Raw genomic sequence first — 21,010 nt, forward strand, 5'->3', positions numbered from 1 at the left:
TTCTGACAGGAAATCGTCGAGGAGGGAGAAGAGAGTTTCGATAACGTGCTCTGCCCTACCCCTTCGCGTCCCGGCAGCCGTGCTCCGACCTGAGGCATCCGGGGCGGTCGGCCCCGGATGCCTCAGCTTCCGCGAGTGTCAGAACAATCCCTGCGTCAACGCGACCGAGTCAGGCACCGCGACCTCATCGGGTGCCGTGAGGGGCATGATGCCCAGGATCTGCTGGCACACGTAGTGGGCCGACATCATGGCGCCCTCCTGCCAGCCGGGCAGTGGGGAGATCTGGTCGCCGGTGACGAAGAACGCGTCGATTCCCTCGGGCTGGAGCAGTTGCTTGTAGGCCTGTTTGTGGTTTTCCTTGTGGGGTTTCCAGGCCGCCCAGCCGCCCAACTGGTAGGGCACCTTGTGCCAGGCGATGGAAACGCCCTTGTCGTTCGGGACGAGGCTTTCGTCCGCGAATTCCGGGTGCAGTTCGATGGCGCCCTTGCGGGCCAGTTCCAGGCGTTCTTCAGGAGGGAGATTCCCGAGCGTGTGAGCCTCCTCCTGGAAGTTGTAGGCGCCGGTCAGGGTTCCCTTGTCGGAGAAGTAGTCGTTGGACGGGTACCACAGCTGGGTGATGTTGTGGCTGGTCCAGCTGATGCCGCCGTAGATGCCCTCGGTGTCGTCCCAGCTGCCGAGATCGCCTTCCCAGAAGCGGCGGTTCGCCTGCCAGCCGACCTTGCAGGTCTGCTCGAAGTTGATGGTGTTGATCGCTTGCTCGAAGGGGTCCGAGAAGTTGGTGAGGTGGATGTCGCGGAGCACCGGGATCGGGATGTTGCTGACGCAGTAGCGCGCGTCGGCGTCGAACTCGTCGTCGCCCTTGCGATATCTGACGTGGACCCCTTGGCCGCCCTCGCCGATCTCGATGTCGAGGACCTCGGCGCCGAGCACGAGTGTCGCGCCGGCCCGCTTGGCCTCGCGTGCCAGTGCCTTGACGATGTGGTCCATGCCGCCGACCGGCTGGAACATCGTGGCCTGCCAGAGGTAGTCGACGGGCTGGTAGAAGCGGGCCTTCCAGAATCCCGAGTTCACCAGGTCCTCGAAGGACAGCGGCGGGGCCGGGGTGGGCCACGCCTCGATATCGGGCGGCGCCAGATATCCGGAGCGGGTGGTGCCGCGGTATTTGCCGTTCTCGTCGAGCGCGCCGAAGACCCGCAGCAGATGCCGCATTTCGCCGGTGAAGGTGTCGAGTTCGACCAGCGTTTCGGCGAGCTTGGCCGCGATGTAGCCGCGTGTGTCGTTCGCCACCCGGCGGTTGGGCCAGGTCACCTCGGCACCGGGCGGACGCACGCGGTTCGCCGTGGTCTCCATGATGTACGGCTCCAGCTCCACGCCGAAGTCACGGCAGTACTTGAGCACTCGGCGGTGGTGGTACGGGATACGGCCCGGGCCCAGATTGAGGTACATGTCGTCGTCGAACGCGCAGGTGTGCGTGTGTGTGACCGCGCCGGAATCGTCGAGCTCATAGAGCTCGTCGCCGTTGCGCGCGGTGCGGTTGCGCCCGCCGACGCGATTCTGCGCTTCCAGGACGGTGCACCGGTAGCCGAGCATGCTCAGCTCGTAGGCGGCTGTCAGGCCCGCGACGCCGGCACCGAGGATCAGCACCTCCTGGCCGTCGCCCGGGGTTCCGGCGGGCCGTACGGTGCCGGTCCATCCCATGGCCTCCGGCCCGGACAGACCGCTCATGGCGTGCCGGAGCGCCTTCGCCGAGTTGCGGACGGGGGCGTTCACCGACGCCGCCCGCCGATCGTTCGCGGTCGTCATCCCACTTTCCCTTCCAAGGGTGCGCCGACGGGCGGCGGACAGTTCTCGGCGATCTTGTACTTGAGCGCCCCGGGGTAGTCGTGCCGCTTCAGCTGGACCCGTACGACGACCGGGCCCTGGTTGATCGCGTCATGGGGCTCGGCGATCTGCTTCAGCAGCTTGGCGAGGTCGTCGTGCCTGCGGATGGCGAAGCCGTGCATCGGGTGCTTCGTGGAGCCGAAGACCTTCGCGAGCTCCTCGTACTGCCACGGGTGCAGTTCGTTGTAGAAGTCGGCGCCGTTGGAGACCGGTGCCTCGTCCTTGTAGTAGCAGGGGTGGACGAGCATCTGCTCGATGCCGTAGAAGCCCTCGTTGTCCAGGACGAACACCACCGGGCGCAGCCCGAGCCGGACGTGGGTGGACATCTCCTGGCACGTCTCCTGGAATGAGCCGTCGCCGACGAAGACCATCGGGCGCTTCCCGGAGTACTGCCGGCCCAGCGCCACCCCGGTGGCCGCGCCGACCGAGTAGCCGATGGACAGCCAGCTGTTCTGCGCCACGTACGAGGCGCGTTCCGCCATCCGCAGGTTCATCGAGCCGATCAGCGCGAACGCGGCGTCGCTGATCACGGTGAACGGATTGGTGCGCTCGCCGGGCGGCTCGCTGTTCTGCGACTCGAGGAAGGCGTTGATATGCCGGAAGAAGCTGTCGTACGTCACGCTCTCCGGGTAGGGACCGCCGGTCAGCGACGACAGGTGGGCGGCGGTGCTCTCGGGGACGTCGAGGCCGTCCCCGTGCGCGCGGGCGAAGTAGTCCGCGTCGAAGGCACCTGTACCGAATTCGCGGACGAGGCGCTCCCGCAGTGCGGGGATGAACTGGGCGAGCCGCACGTCCGGGAAGTACGAGGCGCCGACGTGCACCCCCTCGTGGGCGGCCACCGTCCAGTCGTCGCCGATCGACCTCTTGCCACCGAGGTTCTTCGAGGTCGCCCACGAACCCAGCCCGATGCGGCAGCCGGCGTTGTGGAAGACCTTGGCCACGTCCGGATTGCTGGCCTTGCCGTTGTAGACGCCGGAGAAGCCCGGGGTGTACTCGGAGACGACGGACTTGGCGCCGACGGTGGTGCAGAACGGGATACCGGTCTCCCGTACCAGCTTCTCGAACTCCTGGGACAGGTTGAAGCGGTCGATCTCTTCGCCGGCCCACAGCACCGGATTGCGGTAGCGCCGGATCAGGTCCACGCACGCGGTGACCGCCTCGCCGAGCATGCGCGTGTTCTGGTCGGTCAGCGGCCGTTCCCGTCGCGTCAGACGGCCGCGCGGTGCGGGGCATCGTGCCGTCCAGACGTCTTCGAGGAACTCCAGGTAGACCGGCCGGCGGTGGGACAGGCAGGCGGTGATGGCGCCGTCGATCTGGGTGGGGGCCAGGCCGGGGTTGGAGACGGCCTGGGCGTCCACCGTCACCTGGCGGTAGACGTCCAGGTTGCTCTCCGGGCGCTGCGACATGTGCGAGGTGAGCAGGCCGATCGCCTGCTGGTTCAGCCACTGCTCGTACGTGGGGGCCGCGTTGATGGCGATGAGCGGTACGTACTCGGTGTAGGCGCCGCCGATCGCGTTGAGCAGGTTGAACGCGCCCACGCCGTAGGTGACCGCGGCCGCGCCGATGCCCTGCTCGCCGAGCGCGATCTCGGCATCGGCGACCTTCACCCGGGTGTAGCCGTCCGCGGCCTGGCCGGCGCCGCCCTCGGTCGGGGTGCCCACCCAGCGCACCTTGGTCTTCTCGTGCAGCGTCGACAGGAACGGGCCGAGATGGTTGCCCGGAACGCCGAACAGGTGGGTGATGCCGAGCTGTTCCAGCCTGATGGCCAGGTACTCGGCCACCGTGCATGTCTGTGTGCCGGTCATGACGTCAGTACTTCCTCTCGCGGCTGGTCCGATGGTGCGGCTGTCTCCCTGCGCTCGCGGGGCGTCTCGGCGGGCGTGGCGGCGGAGATCCCGCCTGGTGAGGGAGACTCGTGCACCGCGATGGCGGCGCGTACGGCCGTCTCCACCGCACCTTCGATCCAGGCGTGTTTGAGGGACACATGCTCACCGGCGAAGTGGACCGGCCCCTCGGCACGGACCACGTCGAGGTGGAAACTGGTCATCTGATGCGGGGTGTAGACCGCTGCCTCACCGCACGCGTACGGGTCGCGCAGCCAGCTCTGGGTCTGGCCCGCACCGGTGTGGAAGACCTCGATGCGGCGGCCGTGCACCGACTGGAGGTTGCGCAGTGCGTAGCCGTAGCGCTCGGCGTCCTCCATGGAGTCCCAGCGTGCGGCGTCGTCCGACCAGGAGTACCCGGCGAGTACGACCCCGCCCTGGCTGCCGGGAACGGGATGGGAGGGGTAGTACATGAACCGGTTGGGGTTGTCGGTGGTGGAACCGCCGCCGAAGGCGTTGGTGGCCGGCCGCACGGTGGCGCCGTGCAGCGGTTCATTGCGGAGGTAGGCCACCTGTTCCGGGCTGATGCGCTTCTCGTCCACGCTCGGGTGGGCGCCGAGTAGTCCGGTGGGCAGTGCCCGCACCCGCTGCGGGGCGGCCGCGGCGGCTTCGGCGCTGTCCTCGCCCCACCGCTGGTAGTAGTCGTACAGACCGGGCTCGATGGCGTCGAGTTCCCGCTTCCAGTCCGCCTCGGTGAACTCCCACCAGCGGCGTGAGAACTCCAGCAGCACCTTGGTGGCCTGGTCGTAGTGCGTCTCGATGACGGCGCGGCGTTTCTTGTACGAGAACGGCGGGGTCACCGCGGTGAAGCGCAGGCTGGAGAAGGGGACGGTGATGATCGCCAGGTCACCGGTCCAGGTCTGCTCCTCGCTGTACGGGGCGTCCTCGGGCACGGTCTGGATCGCGACCGACGGGCCGCCCGGTCCGACGAGCCCGCTGTGTGTACCGTCGCGGCTCGGGTCCCAGTACTCCAGCCGGACCATCCGCTGGCCCATCACGAGCTGGTCCCGCAGATCCTTGGCGAGTGCCTCCGGGAGCTGGCGGCTCCCGCCCTCGATCTCCCAGTACGTGGCGTCCGGGTTGATGTCGCTGCGGCCCAGGAAGGAGTGGAAGAACGCGAGGTGCAGCCGCGACGTCATGTTCTCGATCGTGCCGATCGCCTCGATGGCCTCGTCGCTGAACCCGGCGTACTCGCGCAGGAAGCGGCCCATCGAGTAGCCGTCGAAGTCGCGGATGACTCCGGCCCAGCCGTCCAGCCAGTCCTTGAACGGCTTGTTGACCCGCTTGTCGCCGCGCAGTTCGGAGTAGTAGTCGCGCACCGGTTCCAGGGCCTGGTTGACCATCTCGCCGACGGTCAGCCGCGATTCGCAGCCGGTGAGGTGGAAGCCGCCGTTGACATCGGAGGGGTCCTTGGCGTACTGGGCACGCCGGACCTGCTGGCGGTTGGTGCGGATCCAGGTGTGGTTGCGCTTGTCCGGCTCGCGGAAATCAGGGCTGGGATCGGCGTTCGTCCATACCTTGCCGTCCTTGAACGACTGGTAGACCACCGGGGGTACCCGGGCTTCCTGATTGCCGGTACCGGGATCGATGTCGACGTTGAAGAACAGCCGCCGCTTCAGGCCGAGCTTGTCGACCAGTGCCAGCGTCAGCGGGTGGAAGCTGGGCAGCCGCATGGCGCCGGCTTCCGCGTACTGCGCGGGGTCGGTGAAGGGCGGCCGCTCTCCCCTCTTGGCGTGGAAGGTCTTGATGCGTCCCCCGACGCGGTTGGCGTTGGCTTCCAGGATCGTGACATGGTGCCCGGCGCGGGTGAGCAGCGAGCCGGCGACGAGACCGGCGATGCCCGCTCCGACGATCAGTACGCGCTTGGGATCGCGGGTCGGTGTAAGGCCGTTGTCGATCAGAGTGTCGAGGTAGCGCAGCTTGAGGTCCTCGTTGGCCGGCTCGGGGCCGACTAACAGGAGTTCGCGGGCGAGCTGCTGAAAAGTCCTCCAGTCGGCGCGCTCGACGCCGGTGCTTTCCCTGCGGGTGTTGTCGTCCATGGTGACCTAGGCCTTCTCGTGCAGGGACTTGTTCGCGGCGAGCCGCCGCAGGGTGCTGATCGAGGGCGTGAACGCGTACACCGCACCGGTGGTCCGGACGAATCTGTCCATCGACACGGTGCCTTCCTGGCCGTCGGCCAGCACGATCTGCGCGTCCGGGGTCTCGTCGTCGGTGCCGGTCAACTTGTCGATGCCGTTGGGGGCGCTGTTCTTTCCGGGTACGAACCTGGGATTGTTCGACCAGGCCTTCTGCACGAACTCGAACTGATGCTCAAGAGAGGTGCCGTAGCACACGAACATCAGGCCGCGGTCGGCGTCGGCGTTCTTCGGCGTGTACTGGGGGCCGTACGGGATGCCGCGGCGCATGATGCGGTGCTGCTGCGTCGGCTCGAAGTGACGGGGATGGGTTCTGCGGATGTGCGCGCAACACGGAGTTTCCCTTCCCTCCGGGTCGTTCTCGTAGGTGAAGTCGTTGCCGTCCGAACCGACACCCGTCACCGGGTTCTCGCCTCGGGCGAGAGGTGTGCCGTCCTTCTTGCGGCCGACCAGACACGCGCCCAGCACATCGGGGGAAATGCCCCGCGGCCGGAAGGTGTCCGCCTCGCGTACCACCGCTTCGTTCCAGCCCGGGACGTCCTGCCGCAGCCGGCGTACGACCTGCAGAGAACCGTTGTCCAGCCATTCGGGCCGTCCTACGGGCGGCGGCCCGCTTTCACTCTGGTGCCCGAAGACGAACTCCCCGGGCTCGACCATATTGGCCCCCGGGCGGTTCTCCCGGAAGCCGGGGTTCTCCCGGTCCTCACGGTGGAAGCCCTTCACTCCCGGCTGGGCGATGCCGTCCTTGTACCCGAAGTGCTCGTGCCCGCGCAGGTTTCCGGTGAGCGTACGCCCGTCGTCCTGATGGACGAGTGTCACTCCGTGCGCGGAATCCGCGGCGGCGATGTTTTCGAGCTTGTCATTCAGCGCCGCCTCGGAGTCCGCGGCGACGACCAGTACCGCGTGGACGCCGTTCCTGACCGAGCCGAACATCCAGAACTCGGGGTCGCTCTCACCCACGTCGCCGAGCTCCCCCGCCATCTCGGCGGCGCCCTTGACGAATGACGTGAGCGGCTTCAGATCCTCCTTGATCTTGCCGGGTTCCCGGGCGACTTCGAGCAGGCCGTCGTACGTCAGGGAGACCCCGACCCAGGTGGCGGTGATGGACGGATCCTGGCCGTATGCCCTGCGGGAGAGGGAGAACTCCTCGTTGAAGTCCTCGACCGCGGCGGTCACCGCGACGGTGTTCAGCATGACGGACAGCCAGCCGCGGCCGCCCGCGCCCCCGTCATCGGGGAAGCGCACATAGCGGAAAGCCATGTAGTCCTTGTTGAACGCGGCAAGAATGTTGCCCTGGATTTCTTTGGATCTGCGCAGTTGCGGTACCGGCATCTGTTCGATGTCCGGTACGGATGTGGGCCGCGCGGAGATGGTGGTCACTCGTTTGCTCTCCTTGTCCGGGGTTGCTCAGGGCAGCTGGAACCTGCCTGGGGCATATGACGAAACAGCCGCAAGGGCACACCAAAGGCAGCCGTAGTACGGCCTGCGGTGCCAGCCCAACACCGAATCGGCCGGCCCGCAGAAGGTCGGCGCCAACTGGAGCACAGGGCTACTCGAATCAGTGAGTTCGCATCGGCAGCGGTCCCTGATGCCATGCAGGGAGCAGCCCGGACGACTGCATTTATGGCCCGCTACGAAGGTGACAGCGTCACCCGGTTGCTGTGCCCGCCCACCGAGTATTTGCGGCGTGGCGGCAGGTCGAATTCCTGCTCGGCAAGAGGCGCGGCAAGGGCAAGGCACCAATGCCCGAGATCGCTTCCAGAATCTTTGTCACCCCATCCTCGTCACCGCATCCTTGTCACCCCGCTTCCCGACGGAAGCGGACGCACCTCCGGCCCGGAGTTCCACCACCGTGAGAAGTGACCGTTCCGCGGCGAAGCATCCTGCTGTCGTGCCACGCTGTTGACCCCACAGCGGTGGAAACGAAGGGGGCGGCGGAGTGGTGGATCCGATGCTTGCCAGTGCGGGTACGGCCCTGGTCGGGCTGATGGTGACGGAAGCCTGGGGGCAGGCCCGGGAGGGCGTTGTCGCGTTGTGGCGGCGGGTACGGCCCGCGGACGCCGATGCCGTCGGCCGGGACCTCGACGAGGCTCGCGCCGAACTCGTCGAGGCCAGGACCGGCGCCGCTGACGGGGACGCGACCGAGCTGGAACTCGTCGGTGAGTGGCAGCGGCGTCTGCTGCGCGTTCTGCGGGACGATCCGGCGGCCGCCGACGAGCTGCAGCGGGTGCTGGAGGCGGCTCGCGGGGCACTGCCTTCGGAAACTCCCTCCGCCGGCGTGCAGCTACAGGCGCGCGCGGAGGGCAGCGCCCGGATCTACCAGGCGGGCCGCGACATGCGGGTGCAGGAGCCATGAGCGACGGGGCGTCCTTCCGGTCGGACGCGCGCGAACAAGCGCGGAGCTACCAGGCCGCCCGTGACCTGCACATCACCTATCAGCAGGGCGAATCCCCCGAGCCGGGCACGTCGCCGCAGCTTTCGCTGGGGCACCTTCTGTCCTGCTTCGCCGACGCCCCGCTTCCCGTGTCCGTCCTGTCCCCCGAGGCCGTCGCCACGGTCCGGATGCCGGAACTGCCGCCGGATCGGGTGGCGTCCGAGCTCCGCGCGCTGCGGGACGCCGCTGTCGATCCGGGCGGGGCGGACGGCGATCCCGATCCGCCGGTCGTCGCCTGTGTGCGGCCGGACGCGGCGGCGCTCGCGGAGTCGGCCCGTGAGCTGACGGACGAGGCGCGCGCCCAACTGTGCGCCTACGCCGCGGCTTTGCTGGACCACGCCATGCCGCGGTCACTCGGCGGTGCCGTGCTGGACCTGTTCGCTCCGCATGCGATGGAGCTGTTGTGGTGCTAGGGCCGCGATCCCGAGCGGCCGGTCGCCGCCGCGCGCCGGGTACGGGACGCGTACGAGCGGTGCGGACGGTACGGGGAGGCGCTTCCGTTCGCCACCCGGATCGTCGAGTCCACGGCCGGGACCGGTGCCGGGGCTGAGGCCGGGCCCGGGGTGGCATTCGACGACACCCTGGCACTCGGTCAACTGCACACCAACTGTGGTGACTTCAGCAAAGCCGAGGCCGCGCTGCGCCCGCTGCTGGCGCAGACGGAGAAGAAGGCGAGCGGGCGCGGGCTGTCGCTGGCCGGCCGCACCGGGCCCAGCCTGACCGAGATCTTCCGGGAGAACGCCGAAGGCCCGTTCACCAGTCGCCTCTCCCCGGTCGACTGCGATGTGCTGGCGCAGGTCGCCGACGTACAGCATGCGTTGGGCGACGCCCTGTACGGGCTGCGTCGCTACGTGGAGTGCGAGCGGCTGCTCTACACAGCCGTCGGGCTGCGCTGGCGGGTCCTGGGAGCGGCGCACCCGGCGCGCATGCTGTCCCAGTTGCATCGCGCCCGAGCGCTCGGACGCCGGCGTCTGTGGGTGGAGGCACTGTCATTGGTCCATGACGCCCTTGCCTTCCGCGACCGAGTCGAACTCGAACGGGACAGCCCGCGTGATGACGCGCTGATCCGCCTCGCGCATGCGGAGGTGACGGTGGCAGCGGTCCGCTCCTTGCAGGAGGAGGGCGCGAGCCGGTCCAGGGGCGTCGGAATGTTCCCGGCGCCGGTAGTGCGCTTCCTGGACCGTACGGTGGGCAATAACGCCAGGCCCGAGAGACTGACTTGGGACGACGCCCGCCGGCTGGCCGGGGAAGCCGTACGCGCCTGCGACGGCGCTTTCGGCAGCGATCATCCTCATACGCATGCCGCGCGGGCGCTGCTCGAACGGGCGGGTTGCCAGCTCTGATTCGGGCGGGGCCAATGCGGGCTTGCCCGTTTGCTGGTCGAGTTCCATCGTGCCGCTCGTATAGCGCATCCCATACCGCTCTTAGATGACGTTGACCTTGTCCAGGTCCATGCCTCCTTCGGTGATGCGGAGGGCCGGCCCGGCCACGCTGGGGCTGGAGTACACCGAGGCGACCGAGGGGGAGGCCGGGTAAGCCGGGGTGGTCGCGGTCGGAGCGTCTGCATTCCGGAGGGATGAATAAATGTGCCGGGAATCAGCTGAGTTACGCTGCACGGCTCGAATGCATGAACGGGCGGCGGGGGTGGTAGCGCTGATGATCTGACGGAGCTGGCCTACGGCGATGCGCCCCGGGGTAGTGCTGTGCGCGTCAGGGGGGCGTACCGCAACGCGCCTTCCTTCCGTGCGTATCGGGAGAGGTCAGCAGCGATGACACAGCCTTTCGAATTGCCGAACTTCTACACCCCTTATCCGGCGCGGTTGAACCCGCATCTGGAGGAGGCGCGGAAACACTCGAAGAAGTGGGCCCGCAGCATGGGAATGCTCGAAGGTTCGAACATCTGGGAGGAGCGGGACCTCGACGCCCATGACTACGCCCTGCTGTGCTCCTATACCCACCCGGACGCCCCGGAGCACGCGCTGTCCCTGGTGACGGACTGGTACGTGTGGGTCTTCTTCTTCGACGACCACTTCCTGGAGAAGTACAAGCGGACGCTGGACCGCGAGGGCGGCAAGGCGTATCTGGACCGGTTGCCGGCCTTTATGCCGATGGACCTGGCCACACCCATGCCCGAGCCGACCAATCCCGTGGAAGCGGGCCTGGCGGACCTGTGGACGCGCACAGTGCCGCACATGTCCATGGAATGGCGGGCGCGGTTCGCCGAGGCCACCGAGCATCTGCTCAATGAATCGCTGTGGGAACTGTCCAATATCAATATTCACCGCGTGCCCAATCCCGTTGAGTACATCGCGATGCGGCGCAAGGTCGGTGGAGCGCCGTGGTCCGCGGGTCTGGTGGAGTTCGCGGCCGGCGCCGAAGTTCCCGTGGCCGTCGCCGATTCCCGTCCCCTGAGGGTCCTCAAGGACACCTTTTCCGACGGCGTTCACCTGCGCAACGACCTCTTCTCCTACCAGCGGGAGACGGAGGACGAAGGCGAGCTGAGCAACGGCGTCCTGGTGCTGGAGACATTCCTGGACTGCACCACCCAGGAGGCCGCGAACGCCGTCAACGAACTGATCACCTCGCGTCTGCAGCAGTTCGAGAACACCGTGCTGGGCGAACTCCCCGTGCTCTTCGTGGAGAAGGGGCTCGACCCGCAGTCCTGCGCGGATGTCCTGACGTACGCGAAGGGGCTCCAGGACTGGCAGTCCGGCGGCCATGAATGGCATATGCGTTCCAGCCGGTACATGAACGGCGGCGGAGTGGCGGCCGGTGCGGTGGCCGGGGCCCCGTTGTCGTCCTCCGGGGCATCCGCGTCCTGGTCGCCCTTCGCCGTCAGCGGCCTCGGCACCTCGGCGGCGGACCTGAAGGCGGCGCTCGCCACGGACTTCGGACAGCGCGTCCGCAGTCACAGTCACACCCCGTACACAAAGGTCGGGCCGTCCCAAATCCCCGACATCTACATGCCGTTCACCACCACACACAGCCCGCATCTGGAAGCGTCCCGCCGAAACGTCATCGCGTGGGCACACCGCATGGGCATGCTCCAGCCACAGCCCGGGGTGCCCTTCTCCGGTGTCTGGGACGAGCCCGCGATGGCCCGGCACGATCTTGCTCTCTGCGCGGCGGGCCTCCACCCGGACGCCACCCTGGAGCAACTCGATCTGGGTGCCCAGTGGCTGGCCTGGGGCACATACGCGGACGACTACTACCCCGCGGTCTTCGGCCGGACCCGCGACCTGGCCTCGGCCAAGGCGTGCACCATGCGCCTGTCGGAGCTGATGACGGTCGACTCCTCGGCCCCCGCGATCCAGCCGGCCAACGCCCTCGAACGCGGCCTGGCGGACCTGTGGGCCCGTACGGCGGGTCCGATGACCCCTGAAGCGCGCCGTACGTTCCGTACCGCCGTCGACAAGATGACGGCCAGCTGGCTCTGGGAACTGGACAACCAGGCGCTGAACCGTATTCCCGACCCGGTCGACTACATCGAGATGCGGCGGTCCACCTTCGGGTCCGACCTCACGATGAGCCTGAGCCGTATCGGACACGGGCGGCAGATCCCGCCCGAGATCTACCGCACCGGCCCGATGCGCTCACTGGAGAACGCGGCCGCCGACTACGCGTGCCTGCTCAACGACGTCTTCTCCTACCAGAAGGAGATCGAATACGAGGGGGAGGTACACAACGGCATCCTGGTGGTCCAGAACTTCTTCGACTGCGACTATCCGACGGCGCTGGCCATCATCCACGACCTGATGACGTCCCGTATGCGCGAGTTCCAGCATGTCGCCGCCAATGAACTCCCCATCGTCTACGACGACTTCAAGCTCTCGGACGAGGCACGTACGGCCCTCGACGGCTATGTGAAGGAACTGGAGAACTGGCTGGCCGGGATCCTCACCTGGCACCGGGACTGCCGCCGCTACCGCGAGGAATACCTGAGCCACGGACCGGGCTCACCGGTGTGGCTCGGGGGGCCGACGGGGCTGGGCACCTCGGCCGTGCGCATCCTTACGTCGGCGCTGAGCCTGAGCACGGGGTAGGGCGTCCTTCCGGGGCCGGCCGGCCAGGACTTTCCCGGTGCCTTTGCGCCGGCCCATGGCAGCTATCGCATCATCCGTGCAACGACCTATGGTCCTTACTCCGTGTACGAGGGGGCGAGACATGACGGCAGGTGGTTCGGCGTCACGTCGGGCTCAGGAAGCCCGGTTGCAGGAACGGCTGTTACGTGAGCAGTGGCAGGCGGCCAGGCAGCGGGCCCGGCGCTGGGAGGCGGCGAGCGAGGGTGAGCGGCGGGTCGCCGCGCAGCTGCTGGTGCTGGCCGAGCGGGGATGGCGGCTGCTCGTGGACCGGCGGTGGCCGGGCACGCGCGCGGCCAATGTCGATATGTTGCTGATCGGCCCTGGCGGTGTCTTCGTCATCGACGTCAAGAACTGGCGGGCCGCCCCGGAGACTTCGGGCGGCGAGCTGTGTGCCGGAGGAGAGTCGAGGGACGAGCACCGGCGCAAGCTGCTGGCGGTGACGAAGACCGCGGAGGGCGCCGTGGCCTCGCTGGGCCTGTCCCCGGTGGCGGTGCAACCGGTCATGGCCTTCGCGGGGCGGCAGGTCGACATCGAGCTGGGGCGGGTCCGGCTGCTGGGCGAGTACGAGATCGGGCCGGTGCTGCTTCGGGAGCGCACCCGGCTGTCCGCGCCGTTGGTCCGCGCCATCGCCGAACACCTGGAGCGGGTCTTCCCCGAGTACGAGGACCCGGCCGCGAAGCAGAGCGCGCCGGGCCGGGGTGCGCAGACCACCCGGGCCCCGGAGCCCGGTCCGGCAGGCCGGGCCGGGCAGGCGGCCGCACGGAACGCACCGTCGCGTGCCCGTCCTCAGGAAGCGGAGCCCGACGGCCTGTTCGACATCGACGGCCTGCGCGAGGCGGCGCTCGACGAGGCGCGGCAGGCACCGATCGAGCAGTGGATGACCTTCCTCCATCCTGACCAGGTGGCGCTGGTGCGCCGCAACTGGGCCGGTCCCGCCCGGATCAGCGGACCGGCCGGCACCGGCAAAACGGTCGTCGGTCTGCACCGTGCGGCCCATCTCGCCCGGCACACCAACGGCCGGGTCCTGTATGTCACCTTCGCGAACAACCTGCCGCGCGTGCAGGGCACTTTCCTGAAGACCATGGCCCCGGCCGTGGCGGACCGGATCGACTTCCGCAGCCTGCACTCCTGGGCCCAGGATTTCCTGAAGGGACGCGGCGTGCCCGTCCACCTGAACAAGGCGCGGGCGGAGACGGCTTTCAGCTTCGCCTGGAAGGACGTCGGGCGGGACAGCTGCCTGGCCGAGATCGAACCGTCCCCGCACTACTGGCAGGAAGAGATCAACTACGTCATCAAGGGGCGCGGTATCGCCTCGTTCGAGGAGTACGCCGCCGTCGCCCGCCGCCGGCGACGGACCACGCTGCGACGCCCGCACCGGCAGGCGGTCTGGGCGCTGTACGAGGCGTACGAATCCCACCGGACCGAGCGCGCCGTGCACGATTTCAACGACATTCTCTCCCTCGCGCTGGAAGAGGCGACCGACGCCGGCGACTCCCCGTACCGGGCCGTCGTCGTGGACGAGGTCCAGGATCTGACGCTCGTCGGAGTGCGGTTGCTGCATGCCCTGGTCGGAGACATACCCAACGGCCTGCTCCTGGTGGGCGACGGCCAGCAAGCCGTCTATCCCGGAGGGTTCCGGCTGTCGGACGCGGGTGTCGACATCCGTGGAGACCGCGGACAGGTCCTTCGTACCAACTACCGCAACAGCAAGGAGATCGTGGACGCGGCGCTCGCCGTCGTCGCCGAGGACTCCTTCGAGGACATCGACGGCCTCCGTACGCCGGGCCGGCGCGATGTCGACCTGACGTACCACGACGGTCGGGTGCACCGCGTGGTGAAGCCGACGGCGGCCGAACACGACCAGGCGCTCCTTGAGGCCCTGCGCGCCCTGACTCCCCAGGAGCGGTCGGACGCCGCCGTGCTGTGCTCGTCGAAGCGGGCCATAGCCGGCTACCAGCGCCTTCTCACCCAGGCCGGCATTCGCGTATGCCTGCTGGAGCACTACGACGGACACGCCGTCGAAGCCGTGAAGCTCGGCAGCTATCGCCGCGCCAAGGGCTTGGAGTTCAAGCGCGTATACCTGCCGCGACACGACGCCGATGTGCCGATGGGCCCGGAACCGCAACCGGCCGAAACGGCATGTGAACGCGGGGAACTGGCTCGCAGCCAGCTCTTCGTCGCGATGACCCGTGCTCGCGACGTCCTGTGGCTGGGCAGCGTACGGCCGCAGCATCTCCCGCCGCGCCCGCGCCCACGCGGCTGACCCGTCGCAACCAGCGGCCGCACGGTACCGCCACTCCGACCCGCCGCACTGACCCGCCGCACACCCGCCACACCCTGCGCCCGGGCTTTTGCCGGGGGGCGCCGGCCCCGGCCACGCGCCGGGGCTACTGGAGACCGGTCCGGTCCTCGTCGGTCTGATGGGCATCGCGGGCCGCGTCCACGAAGTCCTCCAACGCCTTCCAGAAGGGGTCGTAAGCGGCGTTGAATTCCTGATGGTTGTCGCTATCGCTGTTACGGGTGCCGTTTTCACCGTCCAACTCGGCCTTGAACGCCGAGAAGAAGGGGCCGGTCGCCTGCTGGAGGGCGAGTGCCGCCGCGGCGGCCGCGGATGGGCCCTCCAGTTCTACGACGCGCGCACAGCGGCGCATCCTCGCGTATTCGGCGAGCTCCCGGTCGTATAGCTCGCTGAGCGCGGCCGAACGGTCAGCGGAGTCGGGGAGCCGCAGCGCGGCGGATATCTCCCAGAACAACTCACCTATCCGGTGGGTCTGTTCGATCAGATCGAGATAGGCCACACGCCGGCTCTCGCGCAGCCGCTCGGCGCGCTGCGACCGCGCGACTATCTCCGCCTGGATCCTGGCGGCCTGGGTGCTGCCGCGGCTGGTGACCCAACTGGCGAGTACCGCGGTGCCACCGGTCAGCGCCGCGATCGCCAGTGTCCATAGAGTGCTGTCGCCCACGTGACGCCACGATACCCAGCGGAGTGATCGTCTTGGCAGGCCGGGCCGTGTGACCCGGGATGCGTCAGCCGCCGGTAGGGGAGCCGCTCTGGCCGAGGGACCGGGGGAAGGCTTTGAGCGCCTGATCCACCGCCTGGGTCAGGTACGACCGGTCAGCGGCCTTCTCCATCACCCGCAGCCCCTGGGTGAACGTGACCATGAACCGGGCCGCACTCCGCACGTCCGTACCGGGCGTGAGCTCTCCGCTTGTACGGGCACGCAGCAACAGCTCGAAGAAGGTCTCTTCCAGTGAACCCAGCGCGGTACGCAGGCGCTGGGCGGCCTCGACGTCACCCGGGACGCGTTCCATCACGCCATGGGTGACCATGCACCCGGTGCGTTCCGGATCCGCGAGCGCGGCATCCACATAGGAGAGCAGGAAGTCACGAAGGGCGGGCAGGGCCGGACCGGTGTCCGCCAGGCCCTGTTGTGCTTTGGTGGCCTCGTGCGCGCCGTAGCGTTCCAGGGCTTTGAGGTAGAGGTCGTGCTTGGAGCCGTAGGCGGCGTACATGCTGGAGCGGTTGATGTCAGCCAGGCCGAACACGAGGCCGGCGTTGCCCAGGGCGCGGCGGCACAGGCGGAGAAGGACGCCTCGGCCGCCAACAGCCTGGCCACCTCCGCAGAAAAGCACGCCAAATCAGCGGAAGAAGCAGCCAAGAACGCCAACAAATACGCCAACAAATACGCCCACGAAGCCGACCAGGCAGCCAAGAAAGCCGAGGAGTGGGAGCGCGAGCAGGAGCGCAAGCGCCGCGAGGAAGCCGTCAACCAGGCGGGTAAGGGGGCGGTCCCGAGCTGAGTCGGCGGGAAGCGAATGCGCTCAAACAGGCCGGGATGTCCCCCGAGGAGTACGAGGAGGCCCGCAAGGCTGCGGACAAGACGCAGACCAAGGAACTGGGGCGCGGACGGAAGGCCTATCTCGGCAAGGATGGATCGACCATTGTGATTCACGATCCAAACCATCCGGACGCCGGAACGGTATTCCGCCGGGATCCGGCCACGTTGGATGAGTACTGGCGAGGACTGGAATGATGTCAGGGCGAGAAGTGGCAGCGAGTGAGCTACTCACCGAGGGTGAGACCGAACTCCTACGGCGTGCACTATTGGAGTGGGGCGGGCCGGCACGATGCAGTGACCATCTGGCAGTCGGTATGGGGTTCACGGACGCCCAGGAAATGGTCAGGCAGTGCAACAGACTGCGGGGTGCGCTTGGCGCAGACGCACCGCTCGCCCCGGTGGAGTGGGCGCGCCTGCTTTTGGCGGTCGAGATCGTCTTCGTGAGCGACCTGGCGGGCACCGGCTTCGAATGGTCGACGACCACGGGACGGGATGACGAGACCACCATCAGGACACTGCGGTCGATCCAGCGGAAGCTGGCCAAGACCGTCCGTCCCTACTACGGGAAATCCCCCCTCGGAGAAGTGACGGGTTCGCTGTCCTTACGACCCCGTCGCGTTGAGCCATAAAAAGCACAGATGCCCTCGCCAGGAAGGTTCTGGCGAGGGCGCTGCCTCTTTGGGGCGCTCATTGCGGAGCAGGAATCCCCGGAGGTCCAAGACTCTCCGGGGATTCCGCTTGTGGCCCATTCCGGTCAGGACGACGGAGATCGTCCGGGCAGGAGGGCCGCCCAGGGGCTCAGGGCGTTTACTCACCCACGCTCAAAGGGGGAACGGACGGGGAAGTACGCGCCGAGGAAGGCACGCAGCACGCGGTCCTGCTCGTCGGCGGGGACCTCGGCGTCCGCGGACTCGCCTATGCAGAACACGCTGTGGCTGCGGGTGGCCAGCATGCGGCTGAGCCTGGTGTGGTGGGTGTAGTCGCCCGCGTTGACGAACGAGCACGAGATCGATGCCGGGGTGGAGCGCCCCGTCAGGTAGCCGTAGTGGTGGTGCAGGGAGGATGCCACGGACAGATCCGTGGTCGCGCGGAAACGACTGCCCGCGGTAGCCGCGATCTCCTCGGGGAACTTCTCGGCGATCTCCGCCAGGACGCTGCGCCGCAGCGGGTGCGGGGCGTGCAGGAAGCCATGGGTGGCGGTGCGGCCGAACTCCCTTTGGAGGAGGCGTCGGTTGTTCTTCCCGGCTGCGAAATACCCTTCGTCGTTCTCGGAGAGCTCGCTGGGTGGCACGGCGGTCGGCGAGCGGAAGAAGTGCGCTGTGCCGTTGCTGTCGAAGAACGAGCTCGCGGTGAGAGGGCGCCCGAGGAAGACGTCGTCGTTGAAGTAGAGGAAGTGTTCTGACAGGCCCTCGATGCGGTGCAGTTGGCTTTCGATGGCGTGGGAGTTGAAGGTGGGAAGCAGCTCCGGGTCGGCGAAGATCTCGCGGTGGCTGACGACCTTGATGCCGGGCTGGGTGGTGTCCAGCCAGGTCGGGGTCTGGTCGTCGGTGACGAGGTAGATGTTGCGCACCCATGGGGCGTACATCGCCAACGACCGCAGGGAGTAGCGCAGTTCGTCACGGTTGCGGAAACGTACATCGCCGCTGTCCGCACCGCCCTCGGCGAGGCCCGCAGCGCGCTTGGCGGCGTCGCGGCGTTCGCGCCACTTCGGGTCGGTGTCATCGACCCAGGTGTAGACGACGTCGATGGGGACATCGATGTCCCACATGAGGCGGTCGGTGAAGGCTGCCACCGTGGGGTGGTCCTGCTCGCCGACGCGGAAGGTCCCTTCCGCTTCCAGCGACGGGAGCCTCGGGCCAAGGAGGGTGGAGCCGCGGGGTGCGCTGCGCCAGCCGGGCATCTCGGCGGTCTCGGCGTTCTCGGCCCAGAACTCCACGGTGCAGCCGAACGCGGGCCCGTAGCGCAGGGTGCGGCTCTCGGTGGTCAGTGGCTTGAAGACGCGCAGGCCCGCGACATCGCCGGCCTCGCGCAGCCGCTCGGCGAGCACGGCTCCGGGAGCGGCACCGCGCGGGGTGATCAACTCCGCGTACACGGGCTTGCCGTGCAGCTCGGAGGCGAGGGCCCCGAGGGCCTGCTCGCGGCGCTCGACCTCGACGGCGACACGGTAGGAGGTGCCTCCGTCGCGCAGCAGGATGTAGGGGATGCCGTGTGCGGCCAGTGCCGAGGTGGCGATCTCCAGGTTCCACTCGGCCATGCGCGGCGCGAGGACGTCGTCGCGCACCTCGGCCAGTCGGCCGGCCGAGCGCACGAGGGTGCCGGTGCGGTCCTGGGCCTGGAGCAGTACCTCGCGGGCCTTTTGCTCGTCGGCGGACCCGGACAGCACACTGATGGGCGCGGCCACGTTGAAGCTGCGGCTGCCGCCGGCCGCGATGCGGCGGGCGGTGCGGTCGGCCCGGTCGGCCAGGCGCCGGGGATCGTCGCGACGGGCCACCAGTCGCGAGAACAGTTCCTCCCAGCGTGCGGTGATCTTCTCGGCGCCGAAGCGCTCGTGGACGCCTTCGCGGGCGGCCTTGCCGTACACGCGCCGGGTGTCGTCATCGTCCATCAGTTTGGCCATGGCAACGGCCAGGGAGTCCTTGTCGCCGGCGGGAACGAGCAGGCCGTCGACTCCGTGCCGGACGATCTCGGCGGGGCCGGTGACGATGTCGTACGCGATGACGGGCACACCGGCGGCGAAGACCTCCAGCAGCACCAGCGGGAAGGCTTCGTTGCGGGAGGGCAGCAGGGCCAGGCCGGCCTTGGCCCACTCCTGTTCCATCTCGGAGGAGCGGCCCAGGAGTTGGACGCGGTCGTGCAGGCCCAGGCCGTCGATGATGCGCCGCAGCCGTACTTCCTGCGGTCCGTCGCCGAAGATGCGCATCGTCCAGTCGGGGTGCTGGTCGGCGAGGGTGGCGAACGCCTCGATGGCGTGGTCGAGCTGCTTTTCCGGCGTCATGCGGGCGGCCAGCACGATGGTCTTGCTGTCCAGGTCGGAGCGCGGCCGGAAGCCGCCCGGAACGGCGTTGGGGATGGCCGCCAGTTCGGGGGCGGTGGCGCCGAGCGAGTCGGCGAACCAGTCGTTGGTGCGCTCGGTCAGCGAGACCAGGGCGTCGATCCGGGGCGCGTACACCAGCAGCGGTTCGCCGGTGACGCCCCGCAGCTGGGAGGCACGGTGCTCCTGGTGGACGGTGATGACGCGCGGGGGCACCAGCTCGGCCGCGGCGGCCATCAGCGCGGGCGTGGTGGTGACCAGTACATCGGTGTCCAGCGCGCCCAGCGCGGTGGACATCTCGATGTCGGTGAGTCGGTCGAAGGTGGACTCCCAGGCAGGCTTGATCAGTTCGCTGGGCAGGGACGTGAGAGTGCGGCATGCCTGCTCGTCCAGGCCGCTGTCGCGCACCGGGCGGCCGTACAAGCCGGTGCGGTCCACCAGGTACCGGCGCGGGATCGCGTGACCGGCGGTGAAGAAAGGTTCCCTCCGGGTTTTGAGGACGCTCAGGACCTCGACGTCGTGGCGCGGGGCCAGATGCGCCGCCTGGGTGTAGGTGGCCATCTCCGTGCCACCCATCTCGTCGCCCCAGGTGAGCAGGAACGTGATCTTCATCAGGCGGTTTCCTCGGTGGTGGTGAAGGGAGCGCAGCTGACCGCGAAGGTTCCGGCCGCGGAGAGGTGGGCGTGCACGCGCAGTAGCGCGCCGTCCTCCGTGGCGACGGTCCGGAAGGGAGTGCGGAAGACCTTCTTCGGGTGGCGTACGTCGGTCAGCCGACGTGCGATCTTGATCCGGGTCCGTCCGCGGCGTAGCTGGAGGTCCCACATCCGCTGGGTCCGGGCGCCGCGGGCCATGGTGGCGAGCGGTACGTCGAAGGTGAAGCGGTCGCCGTCCCAGACGGGGGTGGCCGCGACCACCGCGCCCGAGCCGCGGCGCACCGCCTCCGCTGTGTAGTCGGCGTACGGAGAGCCGGCGGCGAGCAGGCGGCCGTGCACGGTGATCCGGTCCCAGCGCAGGTCGAATCTGATCAGCTCGGCCTGCTCGCGTGGCCCGGCCACCTTGATCATGGCGTGGCCGTCGACGGACCGCACGGGCCGGAACGTGGCGCCGCTGGTAGCGCTGGGCGGGCAGGGGAGCGTGGGCCCGTCCGCCGCGCGCGCGTCCGGGGCCGCGATCCCGTAGCGGGTTTCCTGCCCCGCCCGGTTGACCGCCACGATGGTCAACCGCCATACGCCGTCGTCGAGTTGGGGGCCCGCAGCGGCACGATCGTCGTGCCGCGCATGGCGCAGCGGCGCGGTGGCGGTGAGCAGGAGGGTGCCGTCCGGCTGCGGCTCCTGTTCCAGGAGAACGCTCTGCTGCCGACCTCGGTGCTCCAGTACGAGGCGGGCCTCCGCCGGGCTCGCAGAGCCCTGGGGGCAGGGCACCGCAAGGTTGAGGGTCCGGCCGGAGAGGACCGAGAGGTGGACCGGGCGGACGGTCGGGCGAGGGCGGGCGCGGGTGCCGAGCGCCGGAACGGTGTTGATCTGCTCCACGCGGCGGCGGACACGGCCCACGGTGCGGCGGGCGCGCGTGACCGCGGCCACTGCGTGGGACAGCAGGGCTTCACTCATGGCGCTTCGTCATCTCTTCTCTTGGCCGGGCGGCCAGCGATCAGTGTCAAGCATGTGCATGGCGGCAGCAAATCACCGCATTGCATAGCTCTGGTGATTTAAATCACGGATGCCTCAT

Annotated in this window: 15 protein-coding genes; 7 read left to right on the forward strand and 8 right to left on the reverse strand. The window is 68.5% G+C overall.

All coding sequences use genetic code 11. The annotated features are described in order from the left end of the window. Window positions 1-138 precede the first annotated feature (138 nt). From AB0I10_RS18140 to AB0I10_RS18155, 4 genes are read right to left on the reverse strand one after another with little or no spacing between them, the layout of a single operon-like run. Window positions 139-1,803 (reverse strand): FAD-dependent oxidoreductase, encoded by a 1,665-nt coding sequence (locus tag AB0I10_RS18140; RefSeq protein WP_363153470.1) that lies wholly within the window; start codon window positions 1,801-1,803, stop codon window positions 139-141. Then, window positions 1,800-3,686: a thiamine pyrophosphate-binding protein gene (locus tag AB0I10_RS18145; protein ID WP_363153471.1), complete on the reverse strand. Its 1,887-nt coding sequence runs from the start codon at window positions 3,684-3,686 to the stop codon at window positions 1,800-1,802. Before AB0I10_RS18145 ends, AB0I10_RS18140 begins: the two co-directional genes overlap by 4 nt. Then, on the reverse strand, window positions 3,683-5,803 hold the full coding sequence (locus AB0I10_RS18150) for an FAD-dependent oxidoreductase (protein ID WP_363153472.1): 2,121 nt from the start codon (window positions 5,801-5,803) through the stop codon (window positions 3,683-3,685). The genes AB0I10_RS18145 and AB0I10_RS18150 overlap by 4 nt, the downstream gene beginning before the upstream one ends. A gap of 6 nt (window positions 5,804-5,809) precedes the next feature. After that, entirely contained in the window at window positions 5,810-7,279 is a 1,470-nt protein-coding gene (locus AB0I10_RS18155; protein WP_363153473.1) for a Dyp-type peroxidase, read from the reverse strand. Between the two features lie 571 nt (window positions 7,280-7,850). Between AB0I10_RS18155 and AB0I10_RS18160 the strand changes: the two genes are divergently transcribed. From AB0I10_RS18160 to AB0I10_RS18180, 5 genes are all read left to right on the forward strand, one after another. Continuing rightward, window positions 7,851-8,255, forward strand: coding sequence for a hypothetical protein (locus AB0I10_RS18160; RefSeq protein ID WP_363153474.1), 405 nt, complete (start codon window positions 7,851-7,853; stop codon window positions 8,253-8,255). Beyond that, on the forward strand, window positions 8,252-8,746 hold the full coding sequence (locus AB0I10_RS18165; protein ID WP_363153475.1) for a hypothetical protein: 495 nt from the start codon (window positions 8,252-8,254) through the stop codon (window positions 8,744-8,746). The genes AB0I10_RS18160 and AB0I10_RS18165 overlap by 4 nt, the downstream gene beginning before the upstream one ends. Window positions 8,747-8,896: 150 nt before the next feature. Next, window positions 8,897-9,676 (forward strand): tetratricopeptide repeat protein, encoded by a 780-nt coding sequence (locus AB0I10_RS18170; RefSeq protein WP_363153476.1) that lies wholly within the window; start codon window positions 8,897-8,899, stop codon window positions 9,674-9,676. A gap of 426 nt (window positions 9,677-10,102) precedes the next feature. Next, window positions 10,103-12,376: a germacradienol/geosmin synthase gene (locus AB0I10_RS18175; RefSeq protein ID WP_363153477.1), complete on the forward strand. Its 2,274-nt coding sequence runs from the start codon at window positions 10,103-10,105 to the stop codon at window positions 12,374-12,376. A gap of 166 nt (window positions 12,377-12,542) precedes the next feature. Further along, the gene (locus AB0I10_RS18180) at window positions 12,543-14,678 is read left to right on the forward strand and encodes a UvrD-helicase domain-containing protein (RefSeq protein WP_363153478.1); all 2,136 of its coding nucleotides are present in this window, start codon (window positions 12,543-12,545) and stop codon (window positions 14,676-14,678) included. Between the two features lie 124 nt (window positions 14,679-14,802). Here the strand turns inward: AB0I10_RS18180 and AB0I10_RS18185 are convergent, their stop codons facing one another. Further along, the gene (locus tag AB0I10_RS18185; protein ID WP_363153479.1) at window positions 14,803-15,378 is read right to left on the reverse strand and encodes a hypothetical protein; all 576 of its coding nucleotides are present in this window, start codon (window positions 15,376-15,378) and stop codon (window positions 14,803-14,805) included. 64 nt (window positions 15,379-15,442) lie between these two features. Next, complete coding sequence (locus tag AB0I10_RS18190) at window positions 15,443-15,928, reverse strand: TetR family transcriptional regulator (protein ID WP_363153480.1); 486 nt, start codon at window positions 15,926-15,928, stop codon at window positions 15,443-15,445. Here AB0I10_RS18190 and AB0I10_RS18195 point away from each other — a divergent pair. Both AB0I10_RS18195 and AB0I10_RS18200 read left to right on the forward strand, forming a co-directional pair. Beyond that, on the forward strand, window positions 15,902-16,216 hold the full coding sequence (locus AB0I10_RS18195; protein WP_363153481.1) for a hypothetical protein: 315 nt from the start codon (window positions 15,902-15,904) through the stop codon (window positions 16,214-16,216). The genes AB0I10_RS18190 and AB0I10_RS18195 overlap by 27 nt on opposite strands. A 35-nt stretch (window positions 16,217-16,251) precedes the next feature. Beyond that, window positions 16,252-16,449, forward strand: coding sequence for a hypothetical protein (locus AB0I10_RS18200; protein WP_363153482.1), 198 nt, complete (start codon window positions 16,252-16,254; stop codon window positions 16,447-16,449). Between the two features lie 616 nt (window positions 16,450-17,065). On the opposite strand, the gene AB0I10_RS18205 is transcribed toward AB0I10_RS18200, so the two are convergent. Together AB0I10_RS18205 and AB0I10_RS18210 are read right to left on the reverse strand one after the other, a co-directional pair. Then, entirely contained in the window at window positions 17,066-19,897 is a 2,832-nt protein-coding gene (locus tag AB0I10_RS18205) for a stealth conserved region 3 domain-containing protein (protein WP_363153483.1), read from the reverse strand. Continuing rightward, the gene (locus tag AB0I10_RS18210; protein WP_363153484.1) at window positions 19,897-20,892 is read right to left on the reverse strand and encodes a hypothetical protein; all 996 of its coding nucleotides are present in this window, start codon (window positions 20,890-20,892) and stop codon (window positions 19,897-19,899) included. Before AB0I10_RS18210 ends, AB0I10_RS18205 begins: the two co-directional genes overlap by 1 nt. Window positions 20,893-21,010: the final 118 nt, after the last annotated feature.

Origin of the sequence: Streptomyces sp. NPDC050636, assembly GCF_040654775.1 — a bacterium.
In the GTDB taxonomy this organism is placed as follows: Bacteria; Actinomycetota; Actinomycetes; order Streptomycetales; family Streptomycetaceae; genus Streptomyces.